This window comes from Haloterrigena alkaliphila (assembly GCF_017352155.2).
GTDB classification, from domain to species: Archaea; Halobacteriota; Halobacteria; order Halobacteriales; family Natrialbaceae; genus Haloterrigena; species Haloterrigena alkaliphila.
On sequence record NZ_CP071462.1, the window covers coordinates 2,436,343 to 2,459,624 of the forward strand.

The 23,282-nt window shown below is 65.8% G+C and carries 28 protein-coding genes; 11 read left to right on the forward strand and 17 right to left on the reverse strand.

Annotation, left to right across the window (positions count from 1 at the left end):
• The 5 genes from J0X25_RS30690 to J0X25_RS30710 are packed head-to-tail and all read left to right on the forward strand — an operon-like array spanning window position 1 to window position 2,943.
• Window positions 1-537 carry a DUF7287 family protein gene (locus J0X25_RS30690; RefSeq protein WP_207287711.1) on the forward strand — a complete coding sequence of 179 codons (537 nt, stop codon included), beginning with the start codon at window positions 1-3 and terminating at the stop codon, window positions 535-537.
• Window positions 538-543: 6 nt separating this feature from the next.
• Complete coding sequence (locus J0X25_RS30695; RefSeq protein WP_207287712.1) at window positions 544-1,194, forward strand: DUF7288 family protein; 651 nt, start codon at window positions 544-546, stop codon at window positions 1,192-1,194.
• Window positions 1,188-1,676, forward strand: coding sequence for a hypothetical protein (locus tag J0X25_RS30700; RefSeq protein ID WP_225896652.1), 489 nt, complete (start codon window positions 1,188-1,190; stop codon window positions 1,674-1,676). Before J0X25_RS30695 ends, J0X25_RS30700 begins: the two co-directional genes overlap by 7 nt.
• Window positions 1,673-2,182, forward strand: a complete 510-nt coding sequence (locus J0X25_RS30705; RefSeq protein WP_207287713.1) for a DUF7266 family protein — start codon at window positions 1,673-1,675, stop codon at window positions 2,180-2,182. The genes J0X25_RS30700 and J0X25_RS30705 overlap by 4 nt, the downstream gene beginning before the upstream one ends.
• Complete coding sequence (locus J0X25_RS30710) at window positions 2,179-2,943, forward strand: DUF7289 family protein (RefSeq protein WP_207287714.1); 765 nt, start codon at window positions 2,179-2,181, stop codon at window positions 2,941-2,943. The genes J0X25_RS30705 and J0X25_RS30710 overlap by 4 nt, the downstream gene beginning before the upstream one ends.
• Before the next feature lie 34 nt (window positions 2,944-2,977).
• On the opposite strand, the gene J0X25_RS30715 is transcribed toward J0X25_RS30710, so the two are convergent.
• The 9 genes from J0X25_RS30715 to J0X25_RS30755 all read right to left on the reverse strand — a co-directional run bounded on the left by J0X25_RS30715 (window position 2,978) and on the right by J0X25_RS30755 (window position 13,555).
• Window positions 2,978-4,252: a hypothetical protein gene (locus tag J0X25_RS30715; RefSeq protein WP_207287715.1), complete on the reverse strand. Its 1,275-nt coding sequence runs from the start codon at window positions 4,250-4,252 to the stop codon at window positions 2,978-2,980.
• Window positions 4,253-4,328: 76 nt separating this feature from the next.
• On the reverse strand, window positions 4,329-5,183 hold the full coding sequence (locus tag J0X25_RS30720) for a CheR family methyltransferase (RefSeq protein WP_207287716.1): 855 nt from the start codon (window positions 5,181-5,183) through the stop codon (window positions 4,329-4,331).
• The gene (locus tag J0X25_RS30725; RefSeq protein ID WP_207287717.1) at window positions 5,180-5,701 is read right to left on the reverse strand and encodes a chemotaxis protein CheD; all 522 of its coding nucleotides are present in this window, start codon (window positions 5,699-5,701) and stop codon (window positions 5,180-5,182) included. The genes J0X25_RS30720 and J0X25_RS30725 overlap by 4 nt, the downstream gene beginning before the upstream one ends.
• Entirely contained in the window at window positions 5,698-6,954 is a 1,257-nt protein-coding gene (locus J0X25_RS30730) for a chemotaxis protein CheC (protein ID WP_207287718.1), read from the reverse strand. Before J0X25_RS30730 ends, J0X25_RS30725 begins: the two co-directional genes overlap by 4 nt.
• On the reverse strand, window positions 6,951-7,556 hold the full coding sequence (locus tag J0X25_RS30735; protein WP_207287719.1) for a chemotaxis protein CheC: 606 nt from the start codon (window positions 7,554-7,556) through the stop codon (window positions 6,951-6,953). The genes J0X25_RS30730 and J0X25_RS30735 overlap by 4 nt, the downstream gene beginning before the upstream one ends.
• Window positions 7,557-7,590: 34 nt before the next feature.
• Window positions 7,591-11,058 (reverse strand): chemotaxis protein CheA, encoded by a 3,468-nt coding sequence (locus J0X25_RS30740; protein WP_207287720.1) that lies wholly within the window; start codon window positions 11,056-11,058, stop codon window positions 7,591-7,593.
• On the reverse strand, window positions 11,051-12,241 hold the full coding sequence (gene cheB, locus J0X25_RS30745) for a chemotaxis-specific protein-glutamate methyltransferase CheB (RefSeq protein ID WP_207287721.1): 1,191 nt from the start codon (window positions 12,239-12,241) through the stop codon (window positions 11,051-11,053). The genes J0X25_RS30740 and cheB overlap by 8 nt, the downstream gene beginning before the upstream one ends.
• Window positions 12,238-12,600 (reverse strand): chemotaxis protein CheY, encoded by a 363-nt coding sequence (gene cheY / locus J0X25_RS30750; protein WP_008896351.1) that lies wholly within the window; start codon window positions 12,598-12,600, stop codon window positions 12,238-12,240. The genes cheB and cheY overlap by 4 nt, the downstream gene beginning before the upstream one ends.
• 133 nt (window positions 12,601-12,733) lie before the next feature.
• Window positions 12,734-13,555, reverse strand: coding sequence for a chemotaxis protein CheW (locus J0X25_RS30755; protein WP_207287722.1), 822 nt, complete (start codon window positions 13,553-13,555; stop codon window positions 12,734-12,736).
• Between the two features lie 136 nt (window positions 13,556-13,691).
• Here J0X25_RS30755 and J0X25_RS30760 point away from each other — a divergent pair, with 136 nt between their 5' ends.
• Window positions 13,692-14,150 (forward strand): chemotaxis protein CheW, encoded by a 459-nt coding sequence (locus J0X25_RS30760; RefSeq protein ID WP_207287723.1) that lies wholly within the window; start codon window positions 13,692-13,694, stop codon window positions 14,148-14,150.
• A gap of 49 nt (window positions 14,151-14,199) precedes the next feature.
• On the opposite strand, the gene J0X25_RS30765 is transcribed toward J0X25_RS30760, so the two are convergent.
• Genes J0X25_RS30765 through tfe form a run of 3 tightly spaced genes read right to left on the reverse strand, consistent with a single transcriptional unit; the run spans window position 14,200 to window position 16,212 of the window.
• Window positions 14,200-14,970 (reverse strand): DUF5803 family protein, encoded by a 771-nt coding sequence (locus tag J0X25_RS30765; RefSeq protein ID WP_207287724.1) that lies wholly within the window; start codon window positions 14,968-14,970, stop codon window positions 14,200-14,202.
• 1 nt (window position 14,971) lies between these two features.
• On the reverse strand, window positions 14,972-15,694 hold the full coding sequence (locus J0X25_RS30770) for a DUF2110 family protein (protein WP_207287725.1): 723 nt from the start codon (window positions 15,692-15,694) through the stop codon (window positions 14,972-14,974).
• Window positions 15,694-16,212, reverse strand: coding sequence for a transcription factor E (gene tfe, locus J0X25_RS30775; RefSeq protein WP_207287726.1), 519 nt, complete (start codon window positions 16,210-16,212; stop codon window positions 15,694-15,696). The genes J0X25_RS30770 and tfe overlap by 1 nt, the downstream gene beginning before the upstream one ends.
• A 139-nt stretch (window positions 16,213-16,351) precedes the next feature.
• On the opposite strand from tfe, the gene J0X25_RS30780 reads away from it, so the two are divergent.
• Entirely contained in the window at window positions 16,352-17,344 is a 993-nt protein-coding gene (locus tag J0X25_RS30780) for an MBL fold metallo-hydrolase (RefSeq protein WP_207287727.1), read from the forward strand.
• Between the two features lie 103 nt (window positions 17,345-17,447).
• Here the strand turns inward: J0X25_RS30780 and J0X25_RS30785 are convergent, their stop codons facing one another.
• Together J0X25_RS30785 and J0X25_RS30790 are read right to left on the reverse strand one after the other, a co-directional pair.
• Window positions 17,448-17,681, reverse strand: coding sequence for a hypothetical protein (locus tag J0X25_RS30785; protein ID WP_207287728.1), 234 nt, complete (start codon window positions 17,679-17,681; stop codon window positions 17,448-17,450).
• A gap of 121 nt (window positions 17,682-17,802) precedes the next feature.
• Window positions 17,803-19,380 (reverse strand): class I adenylate-forming enzyme family protein, encoded by a 1,578-nt coding sequence (locus tag J0X25_RS30790; RefSeq protein WP_207287729.1) that lies wholly within the window; start codon window positions 19,378-19,380, stop codon window positions 17,803-17,805.
• Between the two features lie 188 nt (window positions 19,381-19,568).
• Between J0X25_RS30790 and J0X25_RS30795 the strand changes: the two genes are divergently transcribed.
• Together J0X25_RS30795 and J0X25_RS30800 are read left to right on the forward strand one after the other, a co-directional pair.
• On the forward strand, window positions 19,569-20,231 hold the full coding sequence (locus tag J0X25_RS30795) for a hypothetical protein (protein ID WP_207287730.1): 663 nt from the start codon (window positions 19,569-19,571) through the stop codon (window positions 20,229-20,231).
• A gap of 85 nt (window positions 20,232-20,316) precedes the next feature.
• Complete coding sequence (locus J0X25_RS30800) at window positions 20,317-20,895, forward strand: hypothetical protein (protein ID WP_207287731.1); 579 nt, start codon at window positions 20,317-20,319, stop codon at window positions 20,893-20,895.
• Between the two features lie 112 nt (window positions 20,896-21,007).
• Here J0X25_RS30800 and J0X25_RS30805 read toward each other — a convergent pair whose 3' ends face one another.
• Window positions 21,008-21,571: a tRNA (cytidine(56)-2'-O)-methyltransferase gene (locus J0X25_RS30805; protein ID WP_207287732.1), complete on the reverse strand. Its 564-nt coding sequence runs from the start codon at window positions 21,569-21,571 to the stop codon at window positions 21,008-21,010.
• Window positions 21,572-21,685: 114 nt separating this feature from the next.
• A complete protein-coding gene (locus J0X25_RS30810; protein WP_207287733.1) occupies window positions 21,686-21,979 on the reverse strand; it encodes a hypothetical protein in 294 nt (97 codons plus the stop codon).
• Window positions 21,980-22,167: 188 nt separating this feature from the next.
• Between J0X25_RS30810 and J0X25_RS30815 the strand changes: the two genes are divergently transcribed.
• Both J0X25_RS30815 and J0X25_RS30820 read left to right on the forward strand, forming a co-directional pair.
• Entirely contained in the window at window positions 22,168-22,665 is a 498-nt protein-coding gene (locus J0X25_RS30815) for a cupin domain-containing protein (RefSeq protein WP_207287734.1), read from the forward strand.
• 75 nt (window positions 22,666-22,740) lie between these two features.
• Window positions 22,741-22,968 carry a hypothetical protein gene (locus J0X25_RS30820; RefSeq protein ID WP_207287735.1) on the forward strand — a complete coding sequence of 76 codons (228 nt, stop codon included), beginning with the start codon at window positions 22,741-22,743 and terminating at the stop codon, window positions 22,966-22,968.
• Between the two features lie 49 nt (window positions 22,969-23,017).
• Here J0X25_RS30820 and J0X25_RS30825 read toward each other — a convergent pair whose 3' ends face one another.
• Window positions 23,018-23,242 carry a DUF8119 family protein gene (locus J0X25_RS30825; RefSeq protein WP_207287736.1) on the reverse strand — a complete coding sequence of 75 codons (225 nt, stop codon included), beginning with the start codon at window positions 23,240-23,242 and terminating at the stop codon, window positions 23,018-23,020.
• Window positions 23,243-23,282 lie beyond the last annotated feature (40 nt).

The following is a 23,282-nucleotide window of genomic DNA, read 5'->3' on the forward strand; positions in this document are numbered from 1 at the left end:
ATGACGCGCAACCGTTCCCAGACGGACTCCGACCGACGCCCGCGGACGATCTCGCTGTCCCTGCGCGATCGCGGGCAGACCACGCAGGACTTCGCGGTCGGGATCGGCGTGTTCATCCTGGCGATCGCCTTCGTCTTCTCGTTCCTGCCGACGATGTTGACCCCCTTCGACTCGTCGGTCACTGGAGGGCAGACGGCACAGGCCGATCGGATCGCGGATCGGGTCGTTCACAATCTATCTGAATCGACGGATCGGCCCAACGAGATCGACGGCACCGAGTTCAGTGAGGACTACGCTGCCGATGACGCGAACCTGTCCACACTCGTCGGTCTTCGCAGTATCGATCAGGTGAATATTCGACTCGAGCATCCGAACGGATCCGCGGTCAACGATCCTGGGAACTGGACCGCCGGGTCGGAGTATCGAAATCAATCCGCGGCCAGTTCGGCGCGCCTGGTAACTGTCGGCGACACCCCCCCGGGCGTCTCCGAGCCCGGCTGTGATCCGGCGTGTCGACTCGTCGTACGGGTATGGTGATCTGATATGCAACGATCTACATCGACATCCGACGAACGGGGGCAGGCCTACACCCTCGAGGGATTCGTCTCGGCGATGGTCGTCCTGATGGCCCTACTGTTCGCACTCCAGTCGGTCGTCATCACGCCGACGACCGGCGGGGTAGGCGATCGGACGGTACAGGCGCAACTGGGACAGGAGGCCCAGGACGCGCTGGTGGTCGCTGCAACGGCGAACGAGAGCGAGGGGAACCTCACGGAGATGGTTCGCTACTGGGACCCTGCCGAGGAGGAATTCCACAACTCCAGCGAAAATTCGGGGACTGGCTACTACAAGGCCTCGAACGACACGGAGTTGTACAACGAGTTCTCCCTGGGGAAGACGCTCAACGAGCGGTTCACTGAACGAGGGATGAGCTACAATATCGAACTCGTCTATCAGGATCAGGCCGGGGAATTCGACGACGATCACCCGTACCTGGTATATCAGGGTGAGTCGGGGGCGGTGACGGCGAGTTACACCGTCACACTCTTCGAGTCGGATAATCTGACGGCACCGGGTCATGAAAATACCCCCATTCGGGAGGCGTGGGAGGATCACGAGTACCCGATTCCGCCGAGTACCGGCGAGGACCAGCCGGTATACAACGTTGTGGAGGTGCGCGTATCAGTATGGTAACTACTAGTGATTCAGGCCGTCCCGAACGAGAGGCCGATCGATCGAACGGCCGTGCGGACAGGGCACAGGTCATCCTCATCGGTGCCGTCGCACTCGCGTTCATCATTCTCGGCATCGTCGTCGTTTTCAACGGCGTCATCTACACCGAAACGCTGTCGTCGGCCGACACGAGCCAGAGAGCGAGTAGCGCCGAAACGACCGAACTCGAGGTCAGGCAGGGTGTCGGCTGTCTACTCAACGAGGACGATGAGGGTCTCGTTGACTCGGTGCGGAAATCGAACCTCGAGGAGGAAATCGAGAACGAATACAGCCGTCTGTACCGAAACGCGACTGCACACTCACAGCCAGCAGTCGTGGACCTCGAGACCGATCCCTCGCTTATCACTCTCGACGATAGCGTGACCGTCACGATCACCTACGACTCGAACGATCTCACGTACGAACGAGACGTCGAGATCAGTGCGGAGGAGTGTCCATCATGATCCGACGACCACACGACGAGACCGACCGCGGGATGTCGATCGCGCTCACGCACATCCTGACGATCGGCATCACGACAATTCTCATCGCCATGCTCCTGATGGCCGGTAGCACGATGCTGGACACCGAGACCGAGCGGTCGACCCGGACTTCGCTCGAGACCGTCGGCGAGCGACTGGCTGGCGAGATCGACAACGTCGATCGGATCGCGAACGACAGCGAGGAGGCCAGCGTAACACTCGTCGCCGATCATCCGCGCCGGGTCGCGAACTCACGGTATTCCGTGGCGTTGCTCGAGGACTGCAGCGGTGACGAGGCGCCATTGATCGACAGTGGCTCGTGCATCGAACTATCGGCGCACAACACCGACGTGACGGTACACGTGCCGCTCGTGACAGAGAGTGAACTCGATACCGATGCATCGGTATCTGGCGGATCGATCGAAATCGCGTACGAGAACGATGGGAGTGGTGACCGCCACATCACGCTGAAGGAGGTCGACCGATGAGCGACCGACGAACCGAATCGATCGTAGGGATAGAATCAGCCGATCGCGGGGTCTCCGAGGTCGTCGCCTTCGTCCTCGTCTTCGCGATGATCCTCGGCTCGGTCGGGATATTGTACTCGACCGCGTTCGGTGCGATGAGCGACTATCAGGAGACCGAACAGCAGATCAACGCCGAGCGAGCGATGGAGGCGCTCGCGGACAACTTCAACGACGTCATCAGAGATAACGGTGTCAATCAGCGCTCCGGTGAACTCTCGCTGCGAGAAGGGACGGTCTCGACGAGCGGAAGCGGGACGACCCTGGACATCACCGTAAACAAGACTTCGGGGCCTGACGACAGCGTCACCGCCGACCTCGGGGAGTTCACCTACCGGTCTGACGACAGACGAATCGCGTACGAGGGCGGCGGCCTCGTCAGCGCTGGCGACGACGGCGACTGGAGCCTCGTCCGTAAACGACCACAGCTGAAGTGCGGGGACGATACTGCAGTCATCTCGCTCGTCACGATTTCGAGCGACGATCGATCCATATCGAGCAGCAGCGGGCTCGAGTTCACGATGGAGGTCGAGGACCGTAGCAGTACCGTCTACACCGGTGTCGACGACGTCTCGGTGTCGGTCAACGAGACCGACTACGACGACGCGTGGACGGATATCCTCTCGGAATGGGACGATAGTACTGATACCAAAGGGACGTGTGACTTCGACGATGACGACGGCCGAGTCGTCGTTACGCTCGTCGACGTCGATGTCCACTACTGACCGGCGCACCCGATTCGTTCCGTCACGACCCCATCTACTCGGACTCCCAGTCCCCGGTCAGCATCGCCCGTAACCCGGCACGGTCGACCAGCGCCTCGAGTCGAGTCGCCCGTTCGTCGACGCTTCCCGCGGTCTCGAGGTAGAGCCCGTTCGAGAGCTGTTCTGGCGCGCTCATCGGGGTGCCGTCGGGGTGCGTCGGAGACTCGTTCATGACGGCTCGAGCGCCGTCGCTCTCGTCGGGACTCCAGGGGACGGTGACCCCCGAGAGGCCGCGCTCGAAGAGATACTCCGCGGTGGCGACCAGCGCCCGATCGGCACTCGAGTGGCCGATCGCACCGATCGAGCCGCGGTCGTTGAAAAAGCGGACGACGTACTCGCCGTCGCTCTCGTCGTCGTCCTCGCTCGCCGCCTGATCGGACCGGGAGTCGTGCGATCGGTCGGAGTCGCCGTCGTCCGGGAGGGGCTTCGGTTCACCGTCGGCAGCGGCGTCGTCCCCGCGTTCGCTGGCCGCGTCCTCCTTGGGGGCTCTCGAGTCCGTTTCCGCCGTGCGCGACGGCTCCGGGCTCTCCGCGGCGCTCGATTCGGCATCGGTTGAGTGGTCGGTCCCCGAAATCGTCGTTTCGGAAAATTCGATCGAGACGTCGGCGTCGGGAGCCGATTCGAGTTCTCCCGCGGCCCGGCGGTCGTCGTCGGCGAACGACGCGACGAGTCGGTCGACGAACCGGTCGGCCGCGGACTCGAACTCCGCGCTGTAGGTCCCGCTCTGGTCGGCCGCGTCCGTCAGTTCCGCGACGATCGCGTCCACCAACGTCTCGCGTTCGACCGCCAGTTGCCGGGCGACGAACGGCCGGGCGTGGCGCTCGAGGCGCTGGCCGATCGTCTCGCGCGTGTAGTGGGCGACGGTCGACTCGTGCTCGCCCAGTTCGGGCAGCTGGCAGGCCAGCCTGTCGACATCGGTCGTGCCCGCCAGCAGAAGGTAGTCCCGGCCGTTCGTGTAGATCGCGCGGTCGATCCCCGTCCACGCCATCGTCTCGAGGAGGTCGACGGCCCGCGCTTTCTCGAGGGATTCACTGTAGGACTCCACGGCGACCAACAGGGCGGGGACGCCGCCGACTGCGAGGACGTACTCGAGGGGCGAGCCGTCGACGGTCGCGTCGGTCAGGCACGCCTCGTCGTGGACGTCCCACCCGAGCGTCTCGAGAAACGGTTCGACGAGCCAGGCCCGCGTTTCCCGGCGCGTCGCGGGCGGCGTCGAACCGACGAGCGCCCGGGCGCGGCTGACGTACGCGTCGAGGTCGAGTGCACTCATCTACGTCGCTATTCGAAGCACGGGTATGTAAGACTCGGTGTGCGTTGCACGGGCCGCGACGGGCGGGCCGAACCGGTTAGAGCCCGGTGTTCGATTCCGGCTGATCGCCGGTCAGGCTGTTCGTCTCCATGGTATCCCGGTTGTAGATGCGCAGGCGCGCGTCGCGGACCGAGAACGCGGACTTGAGGTTCGGCGGGATCGTCTCGGCCTTTCCGATGACGAGATAGCCTCGGCTGCGAATCGACCGGGCGATCGTCGCCAGCATCGGCTGCTTGTACTCGTTGTCGATGTAGATGAAGAGGTTCCGGCAGATGACGAGATCGAATCCGGTCTTCGGGTCGTCGTTGATCAGGTCGTGGCGCTCGAACGCGATGTTCCGTCGCACGCGGGGCTTCATCCGATAGGTCCGCCCGTCTCGCTCGACGTAGTCGGTGTAGTCGTCGAGAAACGAGAGCTGGTCGGCGATGTCGACGGTTCGGGACTCCTCGTAGACGCCCTCGCGGGCCGTCTCGAGTGCCGGTTCGCTGATGTCGGTGCCGAGGACCCAGACCGACGAGTCGTCGATGTCGGGGTCGTCGTGGGCGAGCATGGACACCGAGTACGGTTCGCGGCCGTCCGCACAGGCGGCGCTCCAGACGCGGACGGTCTCGTTCGTCGCGGTGAGACACTGGAGGACGTCGCGGATCCCGTCCCAGACGTCGGGGTTTCGGAAGAACCCCGTGACGTTGATGCTCATGGCCTCGAGCAGCGCCTTCTGTTCGTCGGGATCGGCGCGCAGTTTCTCGAAGTACTCAGCGTACGAGTCGCTGTTGGTCCGACGGATGCGCGAGGAGACGCGGCGGTCGAGGTAGCTGTCGTTGTAGTGGCTGGTCGCGAAGGAGAGTTCGTCCTCGACGAACGCGAGGAGTTCGTCGAACGCCTGGTCGCTCACAGTTCCTTCACTCCGTCCTCGGCGCTTTGATCGGCCGTTTTGACGAGCAGCCGGCCCGTTCCCGGCGTGAACTCGACGGTTCGGCCGTAGCCGCCACCGACGTCTTCGGCCACCAGCGGGACGCCGAGTTTCTCGAGTTCCTCTTTGGCGGCGGCGATGTTGCGCTGGCCGACGCCGTCGCCGAAGCTCTCGAACTCGAACATGTCGCTGCCGCCGGCGATCTTGGCCTCGACGGTGGTGTAGCTGGCGCCCTTTTCGACCATCCGTCGCAGCAGCGCCCGGATCGCGGTGTCGGCGTACTTGCCGGGTTTGCGGTCGCTGTTGTCGGCGGCGTCGCCGTCGGGCAGCATGACGTGGGCCAGTCCGCCGATATCGGTTCCGGGGTCGTAGAGAACGATCGCGAGACACGACCCCAGCCCGTAGGATTTGAGCGTATCGTCGCCGTCGCTGATGGCCAGTTCGGAGATCCCGACCTGGACCGGCGTCGGCGCGCCCGGTTCGGTTCCGTACGTCTTCATGTGTTGTTGACTTCCTGGAATTCGGCCGTCGTCGGCGTCTCTTCGATCCGATCGACGTCGAGGTTGTTCAACGCGCGTTCCAGGTCGGCCTCGTCGGGGATCGCGTAGACTTCACAGTCGAACTCTCGACCGTCCGCGACGACGACCGTGTCGAAGACGAACGCGAACTCCTGATCCTCCCCGAGCTGGATGATCACGGGATCGACGGCGGCGGCGCCCATGTCGTGGATGAACTCCGGCGTCGAGTGGTCGATCGTCGTATCGAGGACGTTCGCCCAGCCGTCGAGGAATCCGCTGGCCATGATGTTGCCCAGTTCCTTGATCGCGCTGGTGCCCATTTCGCCGAACCCGTCTTCGTCGACCTCCATGGGGACCATCGCGTCGACGATCTCGTGGGCCGACTCCTCGTCGAACAGGAAGAGGAGGTAGCCGCTTGGCATCCCGTCGAACTCGAAGGCGACGCCGACGAGTTTCTCGTCGGCCACCTGTTCGGGGATCGCCTCGAGCGAGACGAAGTTGAGCCGGCGGATCTCGACGCTGGTGTCGATGCCGGTCAGCGTCGTCGCCGTCTTGGCGACCTCCTCGGCGCCGCGCTCGGCCATGCGGTCGAAGCCGTCGAGTTTGTCGTACTCGATGCCGCCGCTGGTCCGCAGTTGCTCGAGCAGCGACGACATCGACTCCCGTTTCGGGAAGAGGTAGTGGCTGAAGCCGACCTCGGTGCCGACGGTCTCGATCCGGCTCTGGAAGAGCAAGGCGAGGTCGTCGTCGTCGGGCGTCTCCTCGATGTCGCCGAAGAAGGGTTCGGCCGTCGCGCCCTGAACGAACTCGGGCGTCGAGACGTCGATGACGGTCTCCAGGACGTCGGCCCAGCCGTCGATGAATCCGCTGTTCATGATGTGGCCGACCTCGGTCGCGGCGCTTTTCGTCATCTCGTCGAACTCGACGTCGTCGCCGTCGAGTTCGGCGTCGTCGGCCTCCGCGAGCAGCGTCTCGACGATTCGGAGGGCGTTGTCGCGCTCGAAGACGACCATCGAGTAGCCCTCGATGGCGCCGGTGAGGTTGACCCGAACGCCGACTTTCTCCGTCGAGTCTTCGAAGTCGCGACGGATCTCCTGTCCGCGCATGAAGTTCAGTTTCGTGACGCCGACTTGCGTTTCGACCCCGGTCATGTGTGTCAGCCGACCGGCGGCCAGTCCGGCGCCCTCTCGGGCCATCCGGTAGAACGTGCCGAGGGCGTTGACGTCGAGTTTCATGCGTGCTGGACTTCGATGCCGTTGACCATTTCGACGAACTCCTCGAGGTCGGGGAACGCGTAGATTTCGGCCTCGATCTGGTAGCTCGGGACGGTCAGGTCCGAGTCGAAGAACAGTGCGAGATCGTCGCCGCCGAGCCCGGCGGTCCGGGTGACGATCTCTCCCGTCGGGGCGTAGACGAGCTGGGGCGCGGCGATGTCGATCGCCCGCCCGAGCACGTCGGCCCAGCCGTCGATGAAGCCACTCGCCATCATGTTGCCCATCTCTTCGACGGCGCTGCGGGCCATCTTGCCCGAGACGTCGGACATGTCGTCGACGACGTCCCGGAGCATGATCGCCGTGATCTTCTTCGCGCTCGCTTCGGGGAAGAGGATGAGGATGTGGCCGTGGGGTGGATCGAGCAGTCGAACGCGAACGCCGACTCGCTTGCCCGAGTCCAGCTGGGACTCGATGTCGTCGACGTCGATGAAGTTCGTCTTCGTCACCTCCATCTGGGCGTCCTCGCCGGTCAGTTTGCTCATGTTGTCGGCGACGCCGTTCGTCCCGACCTTCGCCATTTCGTTGATGAAACTCAGCTTCCGAATATCGACCATTAGCGTCATGGGTTCCTCCGTGGGTGTGGATTGTCGTTTAGTGTCATAGTGTTGTTACGTCTAGAATGTTCACCACTTCCCCCCGTCCCCGTACCGTCGCACCGCTGAGTCCCGGAATGTCGCTCATGAAGCCCTCGAAGGGCTTGACGACGACCTCCTGCTGGCCGTGAACGTGGTCGCAGTGGAGCGCGACCGGCCGGACGTCGCCGCGGATGCGAACGATCATCCCGTCCCCGTTGACACCGCGTCGCGGCGTCTCGAGCGTCTCGTCGAGTCGAACCACCGAGTAGTCCTCGGCGTCGGGGAGGGCCGGGCGGCCCTCGACCGTCTCGAGAACCTCCGCCGGTTCGATGTCCTGGACGGCCTTCGTCGGCACGCCGAACTCCTCGCCGCCGCTCTCGACGAACAGAACGTCGTCGATCGCCACGGTCACCGGCAGCGTCATCGTGACGGTCGTCCCAGCCCCGATTTCGCTGTCGATCGAGACCGTTCCCTCGAGGTCCTCGACGGTTCGTTTGACGACGTCCATCCCGACGCCGCGGCCGCTGACGTCGGTCACCTCGTCGGCCGTCGAGAGGCCGGGGTGGAAGATGAGTTCGTAGGCCTCATCGTCGGACAGGTCGTCCGCCTCCGCTTCCGTGAGAATGTCCGCGTCAACCGCCTCGGCGCGCAGCCGGTCGGGATCGAGGCCGCTGCCGTCGTCTTCGACCGTGATCGTCACGCGATCCCGGGCGCGGTCGGCGTGGACTTCGACGGTCCCCTCGCTGGGTTTGTCGTCACCGCGCTCCGCGGGCGGTTCGATCCCGTGATCGACCGCGTTGCGGACCAGGTGGATTAGCGGGTCGCCGATCCGATCGAGGATACTCCGGTCGAGTTCGACGTCCTCGCCGGTCATCTCGAAGGCGACCTCCTTGTCCTGTTCGCGCGCGATGTCGCGGACGACGCGGGGCAGCCGGTTGGTCACCGTCTGCAACGGCACCAGCCGGATGTCCATCACCGTCTCCTGGAGCTCCGTCGTCAGATCCTCCAGGTCGTCGAGTTCCGTCTCGAGCGCGCCCGTTTCCTCGCCCTCGGTCGCGGCGTGGCGGAGCCGAACGCGGCTCGTGACCAGCCCCTCGACCAGGGTCAGCAGCGAGTCGATCTGGTCGACGTCGACCCGGACCGACTGAATCTCGTCGGTCTGCTGGTCGGCGTCGGGCCGATCGGTCGTCTCCGGAATCGACAGCGACGGACTCTCGAGGGTCGGTTCGTCGATCCGTCGGACGACGCCGTCGTCCGCGTCGTCGCCGTCATCGGCCCTGTCGTCGCCGAACGAGCCCGCGTCCGAATCGACGGGATCGGTTGATCCCGCGTCGCTCTCGTCGAACTCGTCCGCGAAGTCGTCGTCCGCGAACGGATCGTCGAACTCGTCGTCGGCGAAGGCGTCGTCGAACGCGTCGTCCTCGAGGTCGTCGGCCGACTCGGCGTCGAACGATTCGTCCGTGCCGCCGAACGCGATGTCGTCGGCGAACTCGTCGTCCGCAAACGGATCGTCGTCCGCGAGGGAGTCGTCCGCGAGGGAGTCGTCCGCAAACGGATCGTCGTCCGCCGCCGCTTCGGTCGCCTCGTCGGCCGGGGACGATGCGAACTCGTCTTCGAACTCCGCCTCGAAGCTCTCCGCGGTGTCGTCTTCGTCGGTACCGTCCACCGACTCGTCGGACTCGTCCCAATCGGATTCCTCGCTGGAGTCGTCCGCGACGGATTCTTCTGGGGAGTCGTCCACGACAGGTTCTTCGAGAGTATCGTCCGCGACGGCCTCTTCGCTCGAGTCGGCTGCGGCAGGTTCCGCGACGGAATCGTCCACAACGGAATCGTCAGCGACGGACGCTTCGGCGGAGTCGTCCGACTCGACTGCGGAGACGGACTCGTCCGGTTCCTCGGCGACCGCCACTGGATCGGATTCGTCGTCCGAACCGACCGCATCGGAGCCGTCGTCGACCGGGGTCGCCTCGAGTTCGTCCGCGGCCTCGGCGGTCGGCGCGTCGTCGGCGTCGGCCGTCGACTCGCCGCTGTCGTCCGCGACCGCGAGGTCGTCCTCGTCGGCAGGTCCGACCGCGACTGGGCCATCGTCGTCGATAGCTGTCCCATCGACGAGGTCGGCGACGCTGGGTTCGTCCGGCATCGATTTCTCGTCGATACCGGGCACCGCCGCCTCGGCCTCGGTCGACTCCGTCGACTCGTCGTCGCCATCGTAGAGGATGTCGTCGACGGCGTCCTCGGACGGCTCGCCCTCGAGGAACGAGTCGTCCTCGACGTCGACGTCGTCACCGAGGAGTTCGTCCATCCCGACCTCGTCGTCGTTGTCGAACTCGTCGAACTCGAGTTCGTCGAGTTCCGCCTGGAGTTCGTCGAAGCCGACCATCTCGACCTCGTCTTTGAGTTCGTTGAAGACGGCGTTGGCGTCGTCGACGTCCTCGTCGTCCGCCGGCTCGGTCGCCGACGCGGCGTCCGTCTCGTCGGCCTCGAGGTCGCCCCCCTCGTCGAGGGTGTCCTCGGTCGCGACGTCGGGTTCCGCATCGAGGGCGAGCTCCTCCTCGTCGAGGAGGTCGTCGAACGAGCCGGCCTCGCCCATGTTCTCGAACGCCTCGAGTTCGTCGTCCTCGACGTCCTCGACCATCTCGTCGAGGTTGTCGAACTCCTCGAACTCGTCCAGGAGGTCGTCGACCTCGAGATCGGCGGCGTCTTCCGACGAGATGCCGGCGCCCGGACCGCTCGCGGATTCGGCCTCGGCGGCCGCCGCGTCGGCGCGGGCCTCGAAGCGGTCCGAGACGTCGACGAGTTCGAAGTCGGCGACCTCCTCGACGGGCTCGAGTCCGGACGCGATGGCGGCCTCGCCGACCGCGCTGCCGAAGACGGCGTCGAACTGGCCGCCGGCGTCGCCGGCTTCGATCTCGTCGCGCGGCGGCTCGGTCCCGATCAGATCGAACGCGTCGATCAGGGCGTCGAGCACGAGATTGCCGTTGTTGACGTCGTCGCGGTCGACGACTCCGAGTCGCACCAGGTAGGCGTGGTGCTCGTCGTCCGCCGGCGGCTCGAACCGCTCGATGACGGCGTCGATCTCGTCGGTCGTCGGCGTCCGGATCGTCTTCTGATCCGTGCCCGCCTCGAGCTGGTCGCGCAGCGCCTCGATCGTCGCCGACGGATCGGTATCGATCTCGCCGTCGGCCGCGACCTCGTCGATCATCGTCTCGAGTTCGTCGACGGCGTCGAAGATGACGTCCATCAGGTCGGCCGTCACCTCGAGATCGCCGGTTCGGACGGCGTCGAGCACGTCTTCGATCGCGTGTGCGAGGTCGCTCGCCGGGTCGAGACCCATCGCACCGCAGTTGCCCTTGAGCGTGTGCGCGACGCGGAAGATCTGTTCCAGCGCCTCGTCGTCGGTCGGATCGCGCTCGAGCGTGAGCAACGCGTTGTTCAGTTCCGTAATTCGTTCTTCGCTCTCCTGAACGAAGTCGGTCACATAATCAGTCATCTATCTCACCGTCCGTATCGAACGCGTCGACGATCGTCTGGGCGATATCGCCGGCGGGCGCGACGTCGTCGACGCAGCCCGTCTGAATCGCCTGACAGGGGATGCCAAAGACCGGACTCGTCGCTTCGTCCTGTGCGATGGTGTGTCCGCCCGCGGCGCTGATCGCCTCGATGCCGGCCGCGCCGTCGCGTCCCATGCCGGTCAAAACCACGCCACAGAGCGGATCGCTGACCCGATCTGCGGCCGACTCCATCGTCACGTCGATCGCCGGCCGGACGCCGTGGAGTCGGTCGCCGTCGTCGAGGCGAACCCGCAGGCGGCCGTTGACGTTGCTCGTCACCTCGAGGTGGGCGTCGCCGGGTGCGACCGCCACCTCGCCGGAGCGGATCGATTCTCCGTCGGCCGCCTCGCGGACGTCGTACTCGCTGCGCGCGTCGAGGCGCGTGGCGAACCGATCGGTAAAGCCCGCCGGCATGTGCTGGACGACGAGGATTTTCGCGTCGAGGCCGACCGGCAGGCGCTCGAACAACTGCTCGACGATCTTCGGACCGCCCGTCGAGGCGCCGAGGACGACGGTCGGGTCGTCCGCGTAGGTTCCCTCGAAGGTAACCGGGGCGAGGTCGCCGTCGCCACCGGGGCCCGTCGGGGACGTCTCCGTCGGGCCGCAGGGTCCGCTACCGGTATCGCTCCCGGAGCCGGCGACCGCTCGTCTCGCGCCGGCCTGTCCGGTCGTCCGATTCGATCGCGTCGCGTACGCGGACGCGGCGGCGCGGGCGAGCGCGATCGACGAGACGTTGGCGTCGGCCAGTTCGTCGACCTTCGCGACGACCTCGTCGCTCAGGTGTGCGACGTTTCGTTCATCCGACCCGTCGGGTTTGTGGATGAAGTCGACGGCGCCGCGCTCGAGCGCGTCGAGCGTCGCCTCCGCTCCGTCGGCGGTGTGGACGCTGAGCATGAGAATTAGCGACGGATTCGTCGCCATGATCCGTTCGACGGCGCCGATACCGTCGAGTTGGGGCATCTCGACGTCCATCGTCACGACGTCGGGATCGTACGCCGCGGCGGCCTCGACGGCCTCCGATCCGTTCGTGGCCGTTTCGACGTCGTAGCCGGCCTCCGTGAGCGCGTTGCCGATGACTGTCCGCATGAACCCCGAGTCGTCGACAACGAGTACTCGCGTCATGCCGCGGCGACGTCGGTGAGGGCCTTTCTGACGCTGGGTTCTTCGAACGGTTTCGTGACGTAGCCGTCCGCGCCAGCCTTCACGGCGAGTTTCATTTTCTCACGCTGTCCGACGCTCGTACACATGATGACGCGGGCGTCCGGGTCGATCTTCTTGATCGCCGCGGTCGCCTTGATGCCGTTACACTTGGGCATCACGATGTCCATCATGACGATGTCGGGGTCGTGTTCTTTGTACAGTTTGACTGCTTCGGCGCCGTTGGACGCCTCTCCGAGAATGCGGTAATCCTGTTCCAAGATCTGGCGCAGTAGATTCCGCATAAAATGAGAGTCGTCCACGATGAGCACCCCTGTCGACATTCAGTAGTACACCAACCGCTGATAGAAATACAACTACCATAAATGCTGTCTCTCGATTATCAGTCGTGATAAATGACAAATACCGGACGGAGAGGCCGCTCAGACTGCGACATCGTGACCCCTGTGTTCTCAGCTATTCGCGTTGTCCGGACGCCAACAGGAGGGTGTCGACGTCGATCACCGGTGTCGCCTCGACGACAACTTCCCGCGTCGGTTCCGACCCGTCCGCTCCGGTCGGGTCGCCGCCGGACGGGTCGTCGCCGCCGGTCGTCTCGTCGGCGGCTCCCGACTCCTCGCCCTCGAGTGCGAACTGCTGTCCGACGTCGGCGGTGGCGTCGCCGAGGGCTCCCGACGGTCCCGACAGCGCGGTGCCGCCGGCGTCGTGTTCGGCGTCGGTCTCCAAACCGACCTCGGCCCGGCGATTCGGCGTGGCGACCGGTTGGTGCCGTTCGTGTTCCTGTTCGACGAGGGCGACGATCAGGGGGTGCTCGAGCGCGTCGCCCGAGAGCGGTCCGTCCGCGACGGTCGTCTCGTCGAGGACGTCACGTTCGGGTACCGTCTCGACGCCGAGTACCTCGTCGACGCGAAGGGCTGCGGACTGTTGGTCCGCCGGTCGGTCGAGGACGAGCAGGCGTTGGCTGCCGGTCCGTTCTTCGGGTGCGATGTTCGGAAAGTGGACCAGTGGATCGATGACGGCCGTGATCTCGCCGCGAAGGTCCATCATCCCCTCGATAGCCGGCGGCGCCCGCGGGACGCGGGTGAGCCCGTCGGGCACCTCCGCGAGCGTTCTGACGGCCGCGACCGGCACCGCGAAGCGCTGGGCGCCGAGGGCGACGAAGAGGAACTGCGCGAGTTCCTCCTGGTCCTCGTCCGTCCCGTCCGCGTTCCCGCGCTGTCCGTCGTCGGCGTCGTCGATATCGATTCCGAGAAGCTTTTCTGAGAGATCCGGGGCCATGGTCTTGGTCGAGTATCACATTCCAACACTAAAACGTTGACTCCCCACGTCCCGCTCCGCGGTCTCGACCCGTCCGTTCGTCTTTCCCCCGAAAACTCGAAACGTTTATCGCGCTCCGGTTTAATTTCGCACCAGCATGGCATCGGCCGTAAATCGCGAGGATCGGGACGATCGGGTCTCCGTGCTCACGTTCGATCTCGAGGCGGAGCGGTACTGCGTCCGGGCCGAGTCCGTCGCGTCCGTTCTCGGCGTCACCGATGATCAACCCGTCGCGGTGGCAGACGACCCGTGGAACGCGGGAACCGTCTCGGTCGGGGACGACCGGGTTCGGGTCGTCGACCTGCCCCGGGCGTTCAACTCGTCGGTCCGGACGACCACCCGGATCGACGAACCGAAATTGATCGTCTTCACGCTGACCGACGACGACGGCTCCTACTACGGCTGGCTCGTCGACGACGTCGACGTCACGCGGCGGGTTCGGCCGGCCGAACTGCAATCGACCGCCACGAGCGCCCGCATGGCACACGTCAAGGGCAGCATCGAGATCGACGACGAGGAGGTCGTCTGGCTCGACGAACGGACGATTCACGGCTGACGACCGGTTCGCAGACCGGCAAAAAACGAGCTACGAGTCGCGACCCCGGCTACAGGCCCGGCGGCGAGCCGTCGTCGGAATCGTCTTCGAGTTCGACGTCGAGACCGAGCTCCTCGCGCTGGGCTTTGAGTCGCTTGACCTCCCGGTAGTAGTACCCGATACCGGCGCCGCCGATCAGGGCGACGGCCCCGACCAGCCCGACGAACAGCGGGATGTCGCGGGTGAGGTAGTATCGCAGCGAAATGTCGCTGTCCAGTTCGTCCCACGTCAGGCGCTCCGAGTCGTCGACGACCTCGCGTTCGTAGCCGTTCGGCGTGACGTCGCCGAAGATGAAGTTCGACGTCCGGTGGCCCGCTGGCAGCGTGATCTCGTAGGAGCCCTCGACGTAGGCCGGCAGGCCGAACGTCTTTCGGCCCGCCTCGCCCGAGAACGCGAGCGTCCCGTTGCCGTCGGGGACGCGAACGTCGGTACTCGACTGGCCCTGCTCGATGTCCAGTTCGGAGCCGGTCACCTCCGTCCCGTTGGGGTACCAGTAGCGGACGCTGTGAATGTCCAGCGCCTGATCGCTGTAGAGGTTCGATCGGTACAGCGAGAGCTCCTCTTGCTCCTCGAGGTCGTAGACCGCGCGGAACTCGCCGTTGCTGATCAGGCTCCCGGTCTCGACGTCGATGGCGACGTCGGCGTCGCTGTCCCGGAGGTCGTCGTACTCCTGGTCCTGATCGAGTTCCTCGTCGGAGATGCCGCCGCCGAACATCGAACAGCCGGCGGTGGTGACGAGCAAGCCGACGGCGAGCGCCGCGAGAACGAGTCGCCGGTTCATATTATGGAACGACGCAGCGCAGTTCCGCCGGGAGGTACTCCCCGACGCTGGCCAGGAGTCCCGGCGGGTCGGTGTCCTCGGTACAGATCACGCTCTGCTCGAGGAGACCCAGCCGCTCGACGGTGACGTAATCCTGGGCGTGGCCGGCGCGGTTCAGCGTCGCCCGCACCTCCGCGCGGGTGGCGCTGTTGACGTTGAGCCGACCGTCGCCGCGGGTCCAGTCGTAGAGGCGGTCGCGTTCCTCGTCGGCGAGTCGCGACGGCTCGTCCCCGTCGCCCTCCCCGTCGTCGGAGCCCGCTCCGCCGCCACCGCTACCGCCGTAGACGAACCGCAGCGGAAGATGTTGGACCAGCCCGTACCGCTCGCGGAGCTGTTCCGGGGAGCCGGGGCCGAGCCCGAGTTCGTCGGTCGGAATTCGCACCCCCTCGCCCTGTCCGGCGTCGAGGACGAAGCCGTCGTCGTCCCAGGACTCGAGCGTGCCGACGTAGGTTTCGCCGACCTCGAGGTCGGGGACGATCTCGCCGAACTCCTCGCGGAGGACGTTTCGCGCGACGGTGGCGTCCTCGCCCTCGATCGTCACCGACGGGAAGTCGTCGTGGCGCACGCCGAGTTCGAACTCGACGGCGAGCTCGCCGATCTCGTTGTCGACCAGCGAGCGCAGCGAGTCCAGCGCCCGCTCGCGGGCGTCGCCCTCGACGTAGAGCTTGGTTGCGAGTACGACCATCAGGCCTCTAGATTCAGTTCGTCCTCGAGCGCGTCGAGGCGGTCGTCCATCGCGTTGACGAGCCGATCGTTGTCCATCGATTCCAGCGGCGAGCCGCACTCGGGACACTCGAAGCCGAAGTCCATGGCCTCGCCGAACTCGAACCGGATCGAGCAGATCTCACAGAGGTAGAACTCGTGGTTGCGCTCGTACTCCCGGCGCTTCTCGAGGGCCTCGTGGAGGCGGTACATCTCGTCTTCCAAGTTCTCGGGGATGTTGTCGTACTCGAAGGTCCAGAGATAGGTGAGCCATCCCGAGTCCTCGTCGCGAAGCCGCCGATAGGTGGCGAGGTCGTTCTCGTAGAGAATGAACAGCGCCCGCCGCACGTCGTTCAACTCGAGGTCCAGCTCTTCCGCGAGCTCCTCGTCGGTCACCTCTCCGTCCGGGGGCGCCGCCGCGACGGGCATCCCCTTCGGGCCGACCAGCTCGTGCAAGTACTTCTGGATAACCGGATCCTCGAGCAGGTCCTCAAAAGCCATTACCTACGTGTAACGGCATGCGGCCATTAAGTCTTGTCTTGTCAACCCGCCCGCGCAGCCCCGTTCCGGGGCCGAACGCGGAGGGGACGGACCCGGGAGAGGGTAACATTCACAGTCGTGGACGGCTCCTCTCGAGGTGATGAAGACTGACACCGACGGTTCCTGTCGGAGCGATGGCCTCTTCTCGACGCTCCATCGCCTCGAGTTCGACGTCCCGTGGCCCCCGAAACACGTCGCAGCGTACGCCCTCGACGGCCCCGAACCGATGCTGATCGACGCCGGCACGCCGGTCGACGAGGGCGAGTCGACGCTCGAGACCGGTCTCGAGCGAGCCGGCCTCTCGATTCGCGATATCGAACACGTCGTCGTGACCCATCCCCACAGCGACCACCTCGGGCAGGCCGACACCCTCCGCGAGGCCGGCGCGACGATCTACGCGCCGAGACCGGCCCTCGAGCGGTTGCGGCGGGACCCGGACCGAGTCCGCGAGGCCGTCCACGAAACGGCGCGGGCTGCGGGGTACAGCGGCGACGCCCTCGAGGAGATCGTCGAGGGGGAAGTCGACTCGTTTCGGCGGGATCGACGGCTGCTCGACCCCGAAGCGACCGAACCGATCGCCCCGGAAACGACGTTCGCGGTCGGCGACCGAAAGTTTCGCTCGCTCGAAACGCCGGGCCACCAGATCCACCACCTGAGCCTCGAGACCGACCTCGAGGGGACGACGGTCCTCTTCTCCGGCGACGCGCTCATCGAATCTTTCCGCGCCGGCGCCTTCCACGTCGGGTTCGATCGGGGCGCCGACGAGGCCGTCGACGCCTACTACGACGCGATGGATCGACTGCAGGAGACGACGGCGACGCACGTCTTCCCCGGCCACGGCCCGGTTTTCGAGGATCCCCACCGGGTCGTCGATCGCACGCGGGATCGACTCGACACGTTGCTCGCCGAGACCCTCGAGGCGGTCGCGGCGATCGAACCCGCGACGGCGCTGGCGATCGCCGAGGAGCACACCGGGAGCGTCCGCTACCCCGCGCCCGTGATGGACGCGCTCGGCGCGCTCGGGACGCTCGAGAACCGGGGACGGGTCCGCTCCGAGAGCGAGGACGGCGTGCGATACTACCGGACGACCTGATCGATCGACGGGAGACGAGAGCGGATGGCGAGCGGCCGACGGGCGACGGAAGCAGAGATGAACGGTCGACGCGAGAGAGAGGAAGACGGCCGACGACTGACGATCACTCCGCCGACTCGGCGTCGGACCCCCCGCTCCCGCCGAGGACCAGTCGCAGGGTGACCACGATGAGCAGGATGATCGTCGCCTGAAAGAGACCGAAGAACAGCCCCATCGAGAACGACGCCGGCAGGGTGTGGCCGGTCGCGAGCAGGCCGACCACATTGAGGACGACCAGCCCCGCGGCGAACGCGTAGTACTCGATCGGGGTCCGCTGTAACGGCGCGTCGAAAGCCATACGCGACCTGCGTCCGCGATCGCCGAAAAACTAGCCCATTCGTCCGGCCGTCCGCCCCGTCGCCCTGCTGCGTCGACTGGGAGTGCGCGCGCCGGGGTACACCTCGTCTTGCTCGAGTCGGTTACGACTCGTCGTCCTCGAGTTTGTACTTCTGGATCTTCCCGCTGGTCGTGCGGGGGAGTTCGTCGATGAACTCGATCTCGCGGGGGTGTTTGTACTCGGCGACGCGGTCGAGACTGAACTGCTTGATCTCCTCGGCCGTGACGTCGGTGCCCGACTCGACGTCCGCCGACGCGACGACGAACGCCTTCGGTACTTCGTTGCGCCGCTCGTCGGGAATTCCCACGACGGCGACGTCCGCGACGGCCTCGTGCTCGAGCAGGAGATTCTCGAGTTCGCTGGGGTAGACGTTGTAGCCGGCGGTGTTGATCATGTGCTTCTTCCGGTCGACGATCTCGTAGTAGTTGTTCTCGTCGCGGCGGGCGATGTCGCCGGTCCGGAAGTAGCCGTGCTCGGTGAACGCCTGCTCGGTCGCCTCGGGCATCTCGTGGTAGCCCGACATCACCTGCGGCCCGCGCACGACGAGTTCGCCCTTCTCCCCGGGCGGGACTTCGTCCCCGCTGTCGTCGACGATCTTGCAGTCGGTCATTCGCAGCGGCTGGCCGATCGTCCCGTGTTTCAGCCCGAACGAGGAGCCGAGCTGGGTGTGGGTCGCGCCGTGGGTCTCGGTGAGGCCGTACCCCTCGGAGATGTCGACTCCGGCGGTCTCCTCGAACTGCTCTTGCACCGCGGTCGAGAGCTTCGCGCCGCCCTCCGAGGCCGACTCGAGGCTCGTCATGTCGTACTCGCCGAAGTCCTCCGCCTGCACCATGTCGGCGTACATCGTCGTCACGCCGACGAAGTGGGTGATCTCCTCCTCCTCGACGAGCTGCATACACTCCTGGGCGTCCCACTCGAGGGCGCTGCGGAAGTAGAGGCTGCCGCCGCCGACCAGCGGCTGGAGGGCGGTGTGGGTGAAGCCGGTGATGTGGTACAGCGGCAGCCAGATGAGGCTGCGAACGTCCTCGCTCTCGACGTCGACGTTAGAGGCCGCGAGCGTCCAGTTCAGCTGCGCCCGGGTGTTGCGGTGGGTGAGCTGGACGCCTTTCGGTTTACCCGTCGTTCCGGAGGTGTAGGGCAGCAGGGCGACGTCGTCGTCGGCGCGCTCGACCAGCGTGGCCTCGCCGCTGACGTCCTCGAAGAAGACGTCCTCGGGGTTTCGCTCCATCCCCTCGCTCTCGATAGTGATGACCTCGGCCTCGCGGTCGGCGTCCTCGAGCCCCTCGTCGACGACCTCCCGGAGCCAGGGGTGGGTGACGATCGCCTTCGCGTCGGTGTCCTCGAGCTGGTAGGCGACCTCGCGGCGCTTGTACTGGGGGTTGACCGGCGAGATGACGACGCCCGCCCTGAACGCCCCCAGCGACGCGATCAGGTACTCCGGACAGTTCGGCAGGAACAGCAGCATTCGGTCGTCTGGCTCGAGCCCCAGATCGTGGAGTCCGCCGGCGAACGCGGCGGTTCGGTCCCGCAGTTCGGCGTGGGTCCGCCGCTCCCCGTGGTGTTCCATCGCTTGCGCGTCCCCGTGCTGGGACGCCGTCTCGTCGAACAGCTTCGCGACGTTCCCCTCCCGTGCGACCGGATCGACGTCTTCCAGATCCATGGTGGACGATACCGAGGATCACGTATAAAATTTCGCGTTGGCGATAGCTTCGGTTCGAACCGCTGGACGGCTCGCCCCTCTCGCTCTCGTCGATATCGTCTTCGATCGCGGCACCGCCGATGCAGCCGCGAATTCGGAGCCGATCCGAACGGTAGTATTAACACCAATGGTGTCCGTTTTTCTACACGATGATTCGACGATTTGCGTCCCGGTTCCGGAACGAAATCGACCGCGCTGACGTCGTCAGTGCCGTCCTCTTCGCCGTCGTCCTCTCCCTGTTCGGCCACGAATCGACCGCGATCGGCGTGCTCGCCGGCCTCCTAATCGGCGTCCCGTTCGTCACCGCTCTCTTCGAGGCCACCGAACTGGATCTCGGGCCCGGTCTCGCCGAGTGTCTGTTCGGCGCGTTCGCCGTCGCCGCGGGGATCAACAGCTACTGGAACGGCAGCCACTGGCTCGGTCTGGCGTTCGGTATCGCCGGCGCGTGGCTCGTTCTCGACGGGATCGATACGCGCCGCCACGGCGACGTCGCCGACACGAGTAAGGACGACGATATGTTGACCGACGAACTGCATCTCTACGGCGAGTACAACCGCTGGCTGGTCGAGGAACTCCGCACGGCAGATCGGCCGCTCACCGCCGACGAAATTCAGTCGCGGACGGGGCTCACCGAGGACGATTTCGAGCGCCTGCTCGAGATTCACGGCGAGTCGGGACCGATCGAACGCGTCGGCACCGGCTACACGATCGACGAGCGCGAACTCGGCGCCGTCGCGTTCGTTCGGAACCTCGTCCGGACGATCGGCGGGCGCCTCCTCCGGCCGTTCCGGCTGTTTCGGCCGGCCGGCTGACCGGCGGCCGGCCCGCCGATAAGCGAACCGGCGTCCTGTCAACTGGATCATCGTTGTTTTGTACTGTCGTCACGAAGCGAATCGTATGACACACTCGTTCGTTCGGACGCTCCGGACGGAACTCGAGCCGCAGAATCCGGTCTCGTTCGCAGTCGCGCTCGCCGTCGTCTATCTGCTGACTGAGTCGTGGCTGGCCTTCGCCGCGATTCCGGCCGTCATCGTCGGACTGGCCGTCCTCAGAGCGGTGCTAGCGACCCTCGAGGCGCCCGACTACCTCTCCGGAGTCCTGATCGGCGGCGGCGTCGGACTCGGCGCCGCTATCGCCGCCGTCGGCTGGTTCTCGTGGCTGTTCGTCGCCTTCTCGGCCGTCGGCTGGTGGCTCTGTCTCGATTCCCTCTACGATCGCCGCCACGGGATCGATCGCGCGGGGCCGTCCGAGGACCCCATGGCGGACCACTCGTTTCGCGAGAGCATGCGGGTCGTGTCGGATACGGGCGCGATCGGCCGGGTCCTCCGCGAATCGCCGGTCGCCCTCTCACCCGCAGAAATCGCCGGTCGCCCTCTCACCCGCAGAAATCGCCGATCGAAGCGACTTCTCGGTCGACGAGGTCGAACGTCTCCTCGAGGAGTTCGGCGACGACGTCCCGATCGAACGGGTCGGTGACGATCGGTACACCGTGAACGAAGCGAAGATGGGGATTTCTGGGCTGGCTCGCGACGCGATCCGCCGGCTCTGTCGGCCGCTCTCGGTGTTGATTCCGGGTCGTTAGCGGGAGTCAGCCGTCGTCTTCCGATTCGACGCGTTTGCCGGTCTCCATCGGCACGACGCGGCGGTCGGCGTCGGCCCACTCGCGCTCGAGTTCGCGACCCTCGAACAGCCGGTCCAAAAAGACCGCGAGGCCAGCGACCTCAGAGTGGGGCTGGTTGGTGACGCCGACGTTCCAGTCGGCGGCCTCGTAGACGTCGAAGGGAACCTTCTCGGCGCCGACGACGATCAGAATTGGCTCGCCGCCGCTCTCGTCGCCCTCGCTCCGGTGGGCCTTCCGAATCTCGTCCTCGACGTCCTGGACGCGCTCGCCGTACATCGTGAGGTGGACGACCCGACCCTCCCAGTCGCCGATGACTCCTTGCGGCGAATCGGTAAGTTCGACCGCGAATGGGCCGCCGAAGCGGTCGGTGATGTCTTCGACCGTCTCGAGGGACTGGCCGGCGTTGTCCGGAAACCAGACGCGGTCGGCGCCCAGCGCCCGCGCGGTCAGGCCGACGTGGGTCGTCATCCGCTCGTCCCGGCCGGGCCGGTGGCCCAGCCGGAGGACGGCGACCGCGGGTTCGTCGTGCATGCTCGAATCCACTCCCGGACATGGTTAGGGGGTTTCGTTTTCGCGCCGAGCGCGAGCGTCGGCGTCATCGCGCCCGACCGAGCGACTGCGAGACGGCCACCGGACGGTCGCCGCTCACCTGGACGGGGACCGTAACGGCTCGTCACAGTACGAACACCGGTCGCGGTCGCCGGGGGCCGGCGACCCACAGCTTGGACAGTTCACCGTCTCGGACTCCCGTCGCTCGCCGCTCGATCCGTCGCTCTCCCGGGTCGCAAGCTGGTGGTCGTACAGGACGCCGCAGTTGTCACAGCGGGCCATATTCCGCCCGTCCCACGCGCTTCCGATCGCCTGCGTGAGGTCGCTCTCCTGTTCGATGCGGACGTTGATCACCGTCACGTCCGTCTCATCGCAAACTGGACACGTCATGGGATCGGAACGTCGCCCTCCGATCGCTTAACTGTACTGACGGATGGCCGGTGGATCGAATCGATCGTTACGAACTCGATCTCGAACCGCGCGGCGATTGACCGTCGCTCTCTCGCGCGAGGGCTATTCCCGCACCGACTCGAGCACCCTCGAATATATTACTCTTCTGACCGACTTCGATACCGTCGATGAACACGATCAACGAGTCGGACCTCGAATGGTCCGAGAACGACCCGGAACTCGATGACGTAGTGTTTCGCCGAAAGGAACTCTCGACGGCCGTCGACGCCGACGACCTCGGCTGCAGCCTCTACGAACTCCCGCCGGGGAAGCGTTCGTGGCCCTACCACTACCACACGGCCAACGAGGAGGCGCTGTACGTGCTGGCGGGCGACGGGCTGCTCGTCGCTGCCGACGGCGAGCACCCGCTCGAGGCGGGCGACTACGCGACGTTCCCGGCGAACGAGCGCGGCGGCCACCGGATCGTCAACGACGGCGACGAGCCGCTGCGATACCTGCTGGTCTCGACGATGAACGAACCGGACGTCACCGTCTACCCCGAGCTGGAGACGTTCGGCGTCTACGTGGGCTCGCCGCCGGGCGGTCGCGAGGAGCGAACGCTCGAGGGCTACTACCGAATCGACGACGACGTGGCGTACTGGGACGCGGACGAACCCGAGGAGTAGGGACGGCAGTCCCGTCGTGAGTCCTCCGTCCGTCGGAATCCGTGGTTATTAGGTAACACACCACTAACGTCTCGTATGAGCAACGAGCCGAACGACGAACGGTGGTCGACGTTCACGGACGGGTTCATCGTTCCGATCGCCGGGCTACTGTCACTCGTGTTCGCCGTCATGGCCGGGATGAGCGTCCAGCCCGCCCTGTCCGGATCGCCGTCGGATCTGGCGACGCCGGTCATCTTCGCCGGTGCCGCGCTGCTGAGTTTCCACCTGCGACGGCGGGCTGTCGCAGCCAGAGACGACGACTGAACGTGCGGACTCGTTTTGCTGCGCCGAGACGTCGTTCCGGCGGCCCGTCTCAGTCGTGTTGCTGCTTGGCCGCCTCGAGCGACCAGAAGAACCCGAAGTAGGCGGGAATGCCCGCGGCCATGAACATGTAGAAGACCCACGTGGGCGCGCCCGTGAAGACGAAATCGAAGAGGGCGTTCACGAGCGCAACCCAGACGACGGCGAACAGCAGGTCGTACACCATGCCGCCCCCGTGTTCGTCGACGTGTTCGCGCACGCGATCGACGACGCTCATCGCGCTGACCCTCCCGCGTGCGTGGACCGTGGCTGTATCA